Below are 9,818 nucleotides of genomic sequence, written 5' to 3' on the forward strand. Positions count from 1 at the left end.
CGTGCTTACGGGGAACGGCTATTGTTTGCCATTATTGGCGGTTAAATTACCGGTTTATCCCCGTGCTTACGGGGAACGGAATAACTGGCGCTAATTATCAACAATTAAAGGCGGTTTATCCCCGTGCTTACGGGGAACGGAAATCATCGGGTAACTCTGCAGGCTGTGAAGACGGTTTATCCCCGTGCTTACGGGGAACGGACTAAAAGTATATACCTGATTTGTAATAGAAAAAAGTGCCTGCTTTTTTCTACCAACCTTTCCGGATTGTTAAAGAGCGGCTGACATTTAGGTTTTGTTTTCTTCTGGCAAGAAAGTCACCAAACGTAGTCCATCAAAATCAACGGGTTGGCGGCGATTTTTGCCGAAGGTGAGAAAATCAAAACCAGATTCAGTATTGGTGGCCCAAGCCATTACCACATTACCATCGTCGGCCATGGCCTCCACTTGCTGCCATAGCATCTCACGGACCCGCCGACTAACGTCACCAATGTATACCCCTGCCCTAACCTCCAAAAGCCATACTGCCAAACGACCGCGTAATCGGGGTGGCACGGCTTCGGTTACTATCATGCACATGCTCATTAGCTACTCCGGTGTCCGGTATCGCCAATTGAGAGTGGTTCAGGTAATGCTGGCGGCTGCGCATCCGGATAAGGTTCTGGCGGTGTAATTTCGCCAGCAGACAGTATTTCCTCTATTAAAGGGATTAACCTTTTTAGCGTTTTATCGGTGCGAAATAAATCACGGCAGGCTAAACGGATCTCTTTTTCCGGCGTGAAAGGGCTTTTTGCTGCAATGCGAAATGCTAGCGGTATAACGGTATCAAACTTAATAATGTCAGCAATATCGTAAACAAAACTCAGTGGTTTACCGGTATGCAAATAACCAATGGCGGGAGCATACCCGGCCGCCAGTATCGCCGCTTCAGTAATGCCATATAGGCAAGCCGTAGCTGCACTAATACATTGGTTGGCGATATCTCCTGCCTCCCAGTCTTTTGGATCATACTTACGGCCATGCCACTGCACACCGTATTGCTTAGCTAACAGTTGGTAAGTTTGCCGCACCCGTGCGCCTTCGATACCGCGCAGCTGATCTACACTGCGCCGCTGCGGTGCTTCTTCGCCAAAACGCAGTTCAAACATTTTACGCACGACTTTTAAGCGCAGATTCTCATCCAGTGCCAGCTTGGCCTGATACAGCAGTTTGTCTGAGCGTGCACCACCTGGCTGGCCCGCCGAGTAAAATCTTACCCCACCAACGCCAACCCAGGTAATTAAGGTACCCACTTCTGCCGCCAGTTTCATCGCAGCATGCGAAATACGGGTGCCAGGCTCCAGCATTAAACAGGCGATAGAGCCAACCGGAATATGCATCCGCTCGCCGTTTACTTCATCTATAACCACAAAAGCGCCGTCTTTTACGTCAATACGGCCCATGCCGATAAAGATCATCGAGTTACGATCTTTCAGCGGTATAGATTTAAGCGGAATAAATGCCATTACTCACCGCCATCACTTTTCGGCAGGATGCTGAAGGATAACGCCTGTCGGCTTAATATTGTCATTTGCGAAATGGCCAGCGCATTTAATTGTTGCAAGCGCTCTGCTGCAGCAACACCTTGCTGGATAAGATAGGCATTCATTGTTTCCAGATTAGCCAGGCACACCAGCTGGTGTACATTAGCATGATCGCGCATATTGCCTTTTACACCCGGGTTTTGCTCACGCCATTGTCTGGCTGTAACACCAAATAGCGCCACATTCAGCAAATCGGCCTCGTCAGCATAAACATGGCTTATTTGCGCTGGGGTTAAGGTGTCAGGGATCAGGTTGTGTTTAATGGCATCGGTATGAATAAGGTAATTTACTTTGGCCAGGTTGCGCCGGATATCCCAGCCTAGCTTTTGGAACTCTTGCTCTTTTAAGCGTTGAAACTCTTTAATCAGATACAGCTTAAACTCAACCGAGATCCAACTGGCAAATTCAAAGGCAATGTCTTTTTGCGCATAGGTACCCCCATAACGCCCGGCCTTGGAGATTAGCCCTATAGCGCCGGTTTTCTCAATCCATTGTTTTGGCGTTAAGGTGAAACTGTTTAGCCCGGCTTGGGCTTTAAACCCATCGAATTCGATGGGTTTAAAATTAGGGTTATTCAGTTGCTCCCAAATACCTAAGAATTCGATGGTATTGCGATTACGTAACCAGTTACCGATGATGATATCGGTTCGATCAGGGTTTTTAAAACGGGCCATATCTGTGATGCTGATATACTCGATCCCCTCCCTGGTATCCGTAGCAATTTGTTGCTCAAGCACTTCCAATTTTGCCGCCATTGGTTATCCTCCGTGATGTAGTGTTATTACACCCGACGCAGTAACATCAGGCCGCAGCCAAAAGCTTTGGCCCGGCCTATGCCCTGAGCAATCTGGTTTACCAGCAATTCTGGTTCGGTTACGGTGAGAACACCTTCATAATCAACGGTGCTATAACTGATAACCGGCTGCTGCGCTTTTTTACTGGTTTTGTGTTGATTGTAAGTCATTAAGGTAGGTTGCGTATCAAAACGAACACCCAAACGCGCAACGCGTTCATCTTTTACCAGCCAGTTAAGTGCCGCCTGCTCCATATGCTGTTTTAATATAAGCGAGTCAGTAACGCCCTCTGCCTGCGCACACTTTTTGGCATGCATCATAACGTCATGCCGCTGCCCTCTTTTGACTGCACTCGCAGCAGTTTTGCTGGATACCGTTGGGTTGGCTCGTAGCCGAAAAGCCAGTTTGTCGCCTGCAGAAAGCTTAGGAGCAAACAGCTTGGTTTCAACCCGAAATAATTCGGTATTAAGTATTGGTGCTGTTTGCGATAGCACCAAATACTCCGGCATACCTCGCTGACTGGATAAACCATTGGCCTGTTCTTCACGAAACAAAAAGTTTCGTTGCTGCTGCTCGGTAAACAGTTGCCACAATAACTGGTGACTGGCATAACTGCCCTTACGTTGAATGGCCAGCAGCGCATTATGCGCAGTGTTGCCAGGCAGAAAACGGACTCTTGAAAGATACATATTTAACGCTCCCTGTTTACCGTTAACTGGTGTTCAGTTCGGCTGGAGAATTGCCACTTGAGCCTGTCACCGGGTTCATCCCATAACTGTCGGCTTTGAACTACTGCAGTGGCAGCCTGTATTAAATCAGCTGCGCCCTGCCAGTAGTAAATACTTTGCCTGGGATAACGTAACCAACTCCTGTCCTGCTCAGTAGAGTTCAGCAAAGGTAAAATGTCGCTATCTAACGCCTGTTGTAAACAATCAGCATCCAGCACTTTAGGGCTTAATGGCGCAGCCAACGGGCAAGACTTACGCCCCAAATACAACGTAAAACGTGGTTTTAACAAAGCTTCAGCTAATTCAGGCAAGGTCACTGTCGCGGAATCAGTTAACCAGATGGCCACCAGCCAAACACCATCGGCACGGTAATCACGGCTTGATAGCACTGTGTTTAGTTTATAGCCCGGTGCTGCCAGCTCACTTTTTCTATGTCGGTGCACCCGTTTTTTATCTGTCGATGGCACTTGCGCAGTATGATAATCACGCACCAACACCCCAGCGCTAAACTCTTTCACAGCAAACTGCACCGACTGATACAATGCATTTAGTTTTGCTTGTTCATTACGTTTAATACCAACAGCCGCCGCCAATAACCCCAGCACAGCAGAGCGGCTGGGATGTGTCGCCGAGGGGCGATCGCCCCCCACAGCGGCTTCGCCCCAGCTGGCCATAGCACCATACAACCGAAAAACCAAATATTGCATATCGCCTCCTTAATTAATCGGCAATAAAAGCGACCAATTCATTAAAGTTACCTTCACCGGTAACGGCGTTCAGTTCAGCTCGGCTATCTGCGCAGGCACCATACACCCGATCAAAATTATCGGCCTGCTCCCGCAATTTTCTGATGGCCTCTGCCGCCTGATCATCACCAAACACTGGCTTTAAAAACGCCACCGATAGTGAACGCGGTTGCTGGTTACCTTTTTCTGCCAACACAAAGCTGGCATACGCACGGGAGGCAAAAGAGTTTTGCTTACCTTTTGGCGACACTTTAACCGCAGCTTCAACTAACGCCGCTATGGCTTTATTTGCCAGTTCAAGATCACCTGCCAGATTCTCTACCAACAGTTCTTTATCTATGCAGATGTAACTGTAAAACAGCGCAGCTGCAAAACCCGACTCGCCAATGTGCGATGCTCCGCGATCGTCCAGACCATCATTTAAATCATCTACGGCAGTAAAGTAATCATCTTCTACCGCCACACTGTGCACACTAATCGCATGCGCCACCTGACAAGCTGCTTCAATATTATATTCCGGGCTGGATGCCAGCATGCGGCCAAACATGGCAATATCCACTGCCGTTGTCGTGCTGGTTAACAAGGCCAACTCATCAGTGGTTGGCGCGCGGTCTTCCGCGACCAATTTATCCAGCAGTGCAAAAGCAGCTTTCTGCTCAGTTGGGCTGATATGCGCCAATTGTTCTATTTCTACCGAGTCTTTTTTCAGCTTGCCAAACTGGCCGGCAATAGCCGATGCCCATTCGAAAGCTTTTTTGTCATTAACACCTTTTGTTGTTAGCTGAAGCCGTAATTGCTCGCCAAAGCGTTTACTGCGCATGCCAATATGGCCCGCTAATGCCTGTTCAAATAAATCCGAGCAACGCCAGTTGCGTTTTAAACTTTGCGAACTGACGCGCAGCCTTTCAGAGCCACCCATACGTGCAGTTTTTGGCCGCCCCAAATCATCGCGGTTTAAGTTAGACGGCGCATAAGAAGTTAATAAATGCAGTTGAATAAATTTGCTCATGGTATTTTCCTTAATTCATTATCAATATGTTTTTAAGCTTTTCTGGGTTGTTGACTGAAGTAATCCAGTGCCCAGCGCACAGCGACTCTTTTATCTGCCTGACGCGGTTGCTGCGAATAATGTTCGTCAAACCAGTCCAGAATGTCCTGGGTTAGCATTTTCGGGTTGGCTTTACCCCCCAACTGTTTAACCAAGCGATGCAAGCGCCGGAAAAAATCCTGACTACTACGGGCACCTTGTAGCTGTTGCAAACGCAATTCACTCACTACGGCTTTATCTGTTTTGCTGTCCCAATGGCCGAGGCTACTACCAAAACTACAGCTTTGCGCTTCGGTTATATGCGCAAGCACAGCCGCTACCGTGGCCCAGGCTTCAATACTGTAAGCTCGGTGCTGCCGCACACTATCAGGCAGAGCCAGCCATAACGCTCTGAAGCCTTCGGTCAACATAGCTGCATCAGCACTATTACAGCGGCGCAGTTCAGCTCGATACCGGCTTGGCGCTTTAACTCCCTTTAATTGCTCAGCGGGCAAAGTCATTTGCTGCCACCAGTATTCGGCCTGCTGCAAAGCCTGGCGTGTTAGTTCACGTTGATGATCATTCATGCTGAAGCCTCCTGCTTGTTATCAACGGCTGTAGGAATTTGATAAAACTGCTTATAACTTTTTACTGCTTTGCCATTAGCAAACCAACCTGTCATAGCACGGCGTGACTGAATAAAGCGTGCCATATGTTTATGGCTGTCATTACCTGATAACACCAATTCATCAAATAGATCGGTTGCCGTATGCTTAAGTGCGAAAAGCCAACGTAATGCCGCTTCCGGGGTTAACGGCTCACTGCGGTTATCGTCAGCCAACATTGCGGCTATGGTGTGATAAAACGCCTGCTCTGTACGTTGCCAAAACTGCAGATCTATAAAAGACGTATCGCCTTTTACATCACCAGGATGGCTAAACCAGGCTGATTTGATTTGAGTGCGGCACTGCCACAGGGCCTCTGAAGCCAGAAGCTGCACACCCTTCACATGCTTTAGCAACTTTTCTCGTTGCCGGTTAGTTAGGTTAAACAAAGGCAACTCCGTTGAATACCAGCCACGGGCTTTCATATTGTCCATATCATAACCAAAGGCCCACAGCCGTTGATATTCACCGCTACGACCTCCGAGTAACGTATCCCGGCCAGCGCTATACGCAGTAACAACTTTTGCCGGAATACTGCCATCACCTTCATCAAGTAGGGTCAGAGCCTGCCAGTATTTATAGCTGACACCGCCAGGCTGGCCTTTGGTAGACAAATTATCTTCATCCGGCTTTTTCGGATTGGTGCGGTAATGGGTGAGCGGATGCCACCAACTGCCACTGTAGTTATAGCCGTAGTTTTGTGTACGATAACTGCTGACAAACTGTCGGCATTTATTGCCATCTAAATCACAAACCGCGCTTCGTTGTTGTACCTCCAGCCTGATCCGCCGTGGCATTGCCCAGTACATATGCAACGGGTGCACATCTTTGGCAAAAACCTCAGTGCCTTTTTGCTTGCTCTCTTTAGTGGTCCCCAGCCACGGAAATACTGCTGTGCTGTGTAAATCCGGCTCGTTATAAGGAAACTTTTCACGGCTTAACACATTTAGCCATAGCTTCTGCCATAAAGGGGCATTGGCATCATGTGGCAACACTAGCGTGGTAAGCGGCCCGCCACCACGTAAACCGGTACGATGCCCTTGCCCACCGGATGGCGCATTAATTTGTAAGGTAAACAGCGCTATCGCCACCATTGGCAAAGACATTTTGTTGCACAGAGCACGCTTTATAAAGTGATCAGTATTCAGCTTTAAGGCATTGGCTCCCGGCGCCTCTATTAACAGCCCGGCTATTGGGCCTGCTTCGGCTTGCTCCAACGGATCGTAGTCCTGCATAAAAAGTGCAGCTTTGGCGCTGTCAGAAGTCAATTCAAAAGCATGACGGCCTTTTTCAAGCGCACTGGCCAAAAGTTCCAGATCTGGTGTTTGCTGATAGTTCAGAAGCCATTGCTCTTCATTTTGCGGGGCAAACAAGGTCTGCAGAACACCAATGGAAAACTGATAGGCTGCACCTTGAAAATCCGCTCTTGGAAACGCAAAGTCGGCAATATTAGTGTCTGTCAGTTGGTTAAAACAGATAGTGTGCTGCTCGCCATTATGCCAACGCACGGGTATCCAGGGTTCAAAAAGTAAGTTCATGCCACCTCCTTGCTGTCATCTGTATTAGCGCTAAAACCTGTCAACTGGCTATAGCTGAAATTTAGATCATCCTCAGCCAACCAAAAACGGGTAAATTTTGCCTGGCGATATTGTTGTTTGAATTGCTCAGCTTGTGCCGGGTGCTGTGCAGCAAAATCAGCTAACTTATCGGCATGGTGTTTGGGCAGTTTTAATTTACTTAGCGCCAACGCGTGGGTCTGCCCATCTGCCCATGGGCGGATTTGGCCGGCGGCGTTACGCTTTAACAGCACAACTTCGACTGTCTCCATATCGCTGTAACGGGTACTGATTTCGGTTTCATCTTCATACCACTGTACGGCACTGTCGGCACAATAACCGTGATGCCAATCAATGGTTTGCTGCATGGCTTTATTGGCTTTTCGCTGAATTTCACCATGATGCATCAGTTCGTCTTGCCACAAAGCTTCCGGAATTTCTTTGCTGGCATGCTCGCCGTACACGGCTTCAATCAACAATCTGGCATCTTCCGGCATCCGAATGGCTTGCTGCCGGGTTAACACGCGTAACCCCAGCCATAGCTTACCTGGTGAGCGATACACTAACTGCGTATTACGAAACTGCGCCGATAACCAGTCGGCTTTTGGTGCAGTAGTAAATTCCGGACAATGCACGTACAACAGCGGTGCTGGCCGTTGATCCTTTATACCAGCCTGATAGCTCCCATTGGCATTGCGGGTATGCCGATGCAAACGACCTGCTCGCTGAATTAAGTCATCAATTGGGCATAGATCAGAAATCATTAAATCTGTATCAGCATCAAGGCTTTCCTGAAATACCTGGGTTGAGATCACTACCTTACCTTTACGCTCTGCTTCAGTGGATTGCTTGCCTAAGATACCTAGCACTTGTTGTTCAATACGTTGCCGGTCGACTAATGCAAAACGGCTATGAAACAACAGACATTGCGTTGGATCAGATAAAGCAGCTGAGACTAATTTGTAAGCGGCTAAAGCATCGGCAACCGAATTACAGATCCACACCACCGACTGCCCTTTTGCTACCGCGGCTACTATAGAAGCAACACAGTCAGTGGCAGCATGCAAAAAAGCAACTTTCAGTGTACGGCAGACATCAGCGCGAGAAGCCAAAGCAACTTGCTGTACACCTGCGATACTGGCATGAGTCGCGAGCGGAAAAGCATTGTTATGATCACATTGGATTGGCTGGTCTAAAATCTCCAACCAGCGTGCAACTAGCTGTTGTCGTTGTTGCTGTGCTAGGGTTGCGGTTAACAGAATTACACTGCCGCCTTGCCTGGCATGTAGTTGCAGCAAATCTTGTAATAACACCAGCATATATTCATCAGCAGCATGCACTTCATCAAAAATCAGGACCTTTCGGTGCAAACCGATCATTCGCAGTGCCTGATGCCGTCTTGGCAGTACCGTTAATAAGGCCTGATCTAAAGTGCCGACGCCGACCGGCGCCAGTAAGGCTTTTTTCCGCGAATCGGCAAACCATTCATTACATACTGCGGTAGCAGTTTGCTCATCCGGTTGATAGCTGGCATCTGCTGATCTGTTTGGTAGCAGAATATCCCTGAAGCTTTGCTCCATATCGCGGGCGCCATGAGCCAGTACTATGCTTGGTGCATTTTGCTGATACATTTGCTGGTAGTGCGCAGTAACCCGTTTAAACATGGCATTTGACGTTGCCATTGATGGCAAGCCAAAGTAAAAGCCGTCGGCCTCTCCTGCCGCCATAATGCGCTGGATAAGCGTCAAGGCTGCTTCAGTTTTACCAGAGCCGGTAATATCTTCCAGAATAAACAACTGGGGCCCATCTGCAATTGGCACTGTGGCTGCCCACTGCTGCAATGGCGTTGGGGTAAAACCAAACTGCTGCTGGAAACCAGTAAAAGGTTGCACGCCAAAAGTTTTAAATAGATCTGTTGCAGCAATGGCCTGCTCTGCCCGCGCTAAAGCATCTGGCCAGTATTCTGCCAGGCTTAAAACTTCTGCTTTGTAAGGAAAATAGCGGGTATCGGAGCCCAACCAATCGGCCAGAATTGCAACACCAGCCAGGTGCCAACTGATTTGGCGAAAACAGCTTTGTACTTCAGCTGTAAAAAAAGTTGCAGGCCACTCTGGTTGAAGTAACTGTGCCGCATCCTCAATAAAGTTTTTGGCATGCAGAATATTGGCATCAACCAAGTGATCTTCCAACTCACCCAAACGACCTGGCCGGATAGGCTTACCATGATGGCCCCAAGTAGTATCAAACAATGTGCAGAACACTTTATCCAAGGTCGCTTGCGATAGTGTTTGTTGAGTTATCTGCGGTAAATCTAACCCCTCTTCCAGTACCATTTGCCACAGCACCCAGCCCAGCATGTCGTGCCTTGCTTTAGCACCATCATAGGGTCTACGTACTTTAAATTGATGTAATGCTGCAGTCTCAAACACTTTTAATGCCTGAAAAGCACCACTAAACTTGCCCAAATCATGTAATACCAAAGCAAAGGTAAATAAGCGTTGTAGCTGCCCCGGGCTAAGTTGCATAAATTCCGCTAATTCCTGACACAGTTTGTTTTTGGGGTTTAACAAATGCCAGCCCACCGCCGCCACATCCAAACTATGATAAGCCAGCAAATGATAATCCGGCCCGGCTTGGTCAGGGTCTTTCTTGGCTTTTCCCCAGTAAGCAAAGTAGCTCCCAGCTTGTGCTTCAATCATTGCTGCTATTCCTTGCTGTC

Annotated in this window: 9 protein-coding genes and 1 CRISPR repeat array; all 9 genes read right to left on the reverse strand. The window is 48.3% G+C overall.

Translation table 11 applies throughout. The annotated features are described in order from the left end of the window. Positions 1 to 202: a CRISPR direct-repeat array (repeat unit 30 nt; unit sequence CGGTTTATCCCCGTGCTTACGGGGAACGGA). Between the two features lie 86 nt (positions 203 to 288). Continuing rightward, entirely contained in the window at positions 289 to 579 is a 291-nt protein-coding gene (cas2e, locus tag ABY802_RS14665) for a type I-E CRISPR-associated endoribonuclease Cas2e (protein WP_372627883.1), read from the reverse strand. Positions 580 to 584: 5 nt separating this feature from the next. Next, positions 585 to 1,505, reverse strand: a complete 921-nt coding sequence (gene cas1e, locus ABY802_RS14670) for a type I-E CRISPR-associated endonuclease Cas1e (protein ID WP_372627875.1) — start codon at positions 1,503 to 1,505, stop codon at positions 585 to 587. Beyond that, on the reverse strand, positions 1,505 to 2,338 hold the full coding sequence (locus ABY802_RS14675; RefSeq protein ID WP_372627876.1) for a KilA-N domain-containing protein: 834 nt from the start codon (positions 2,336 to 2,338) through the stop codon (positions 1,505 to 1,507). Before ABY802_RS14675 ends, cas1e begins: the two co-directional genes overlap by 1 nt. 26 nt (positions 2,339 to 2,364) lie before the next feature. After that, on the reverse strand, positions 2,365 to 3,066 hold the full coding sequence (gene cas6e, locus ABY802_RS14680; protein ID WP_372627877.1) for a type I-E CRISPR-associated protein Cas6/Cse3/CasE: 702 nt from the start codon (positions 3,064 to 3,066) through the stop codon (positions 2,365 to 2,367). Positions 3,067 to 3,068: 2 nt separating this feature from the next. Further along, positions 3,069 to 3,812: a type I-E CRISPR-associated protein Cas5/CasD gene (gene cas5e / locus ABY802_RS14685; protein ID WP_372627878.1), complete on the reverse strand. Its 744-nt coding sequence runs from the start codon at positions 3,810 to 3,812 to the stop codon at positions 3,069 to 3,071. 13 nt (positions 3,813 to 3,825) lie between these two features. Further along, entirely contained in the window at positions 3,826 to 4,860 is a 1,035-nt protein-coding gene (gene cas7e, locus ABY802_RS14690) for a type I-E CRISPR-associated protein Cas7/Cse4/CasC (RefSeq protein ID WP_372627879.1), read from the reverse strand. Between the two features lie 32 nt (positions 4,861 to 4,892). Continuing rightward, a complete protein-coding gene (gene casB, locus ABY802_RS14695; RefSeq protein WP_372627880.1) occupies positions 4,893 to 5,465 on the reverse strand; it encodes a type I-E CRISPR-associated protein Cse2/CasB in 573 nt (190 codons plus the stop codon). Further along, complete coding sequence (casA, locus tag ABY802_RS14700; protein WP_372627881.1) at positions 5,462 to 7,081, reverse strand: type I-E CRISPR-associated protein Cse1/CasA; 1,620 nt, start codon at positions 7,079 to 7,081, stop codon at positions 5,462 to 5,464. The genes casB and casA overlap by 4 nt, the downstream gene beginning before the upstream one ends. After that, the coding region (gene cas3, locus ABY802_RS14705) for a CRISPR-associated helicase Cas3' (RefSeq protein ID WP_372627882.1) at positions 7,078 to 9,818 on the reverse strand (2,741 nt) is incomplete at its 5' end. The genes cas3 and casA, both read right to left, overlap by 4 nt.

The organism is Arsukibacterium sp. (genome assembly GCF_041616895.1).
In the GTDB taxonomy this organism is placed as follows: domain Bacteria; phylum Pseudomonadota; class Gammaproteobacteria; order Enterobacterales; family Alteromonadaceae; genus Alishewanella.

Excerpts from the sequence above, each read along its gene's own strand:
- cas2e (WP_372627883.1), bottom strand. The coding sequence starts at position 579 with ATGTGCATGATAGTAACCGAAGCCGTGCCACCCCGATTACGCGGTCGT.
- cas1e (WP_372627875.1), bottom strand. The coding sequence starts at position 1,505 with ATGGCATTTATTCCGCTTAAATCTATACCGCTGAAAGATCGTAACTCG.
- ABY802_RS14675 (WP_372627876.1), bottom strand. The coding sequence starts at position 2,338 with ATGGCGGCAAAATTGGAAGTGCTTGAGCAACAAATTGCTACGGATACC.
- cas6e (WP_372627877.1), bottom strand. The coding sequence starts at position 3,066 with ATGTATCTTTCAAGAGTCCGTTTTCTGCCTGGCAACACTGCGCATAAT.
- cas5e (WP_372627878.1), bottom strand. The coding sequence starts at position 3,812 with ATGCAATATTTGGTTTTTCGGTTGTATGGTGCTATGGCCAGCTGGGGC.
- cas7e (WP_372627879.1), bottom strand. The coding sequence starts at position 4,860 with ATGAGCAAATTTATTCAACTGCATTTATTAACTTCTTATGCGCCGTCT.
- casB (WP_372627880.1), bottom strand. The coding sequence starts at position 5,465 with ATGAATGATCATCAACGTGAACTAACACGCCAGGCTTTGCAGCAGGCC.
- casA (WP_372627881.1), bottom strand. The coding sequence starts at position 7,081 with ATGAACTTACTTTTTGAACCCTGGATACCCGTGCGTTGGCATAATGGC.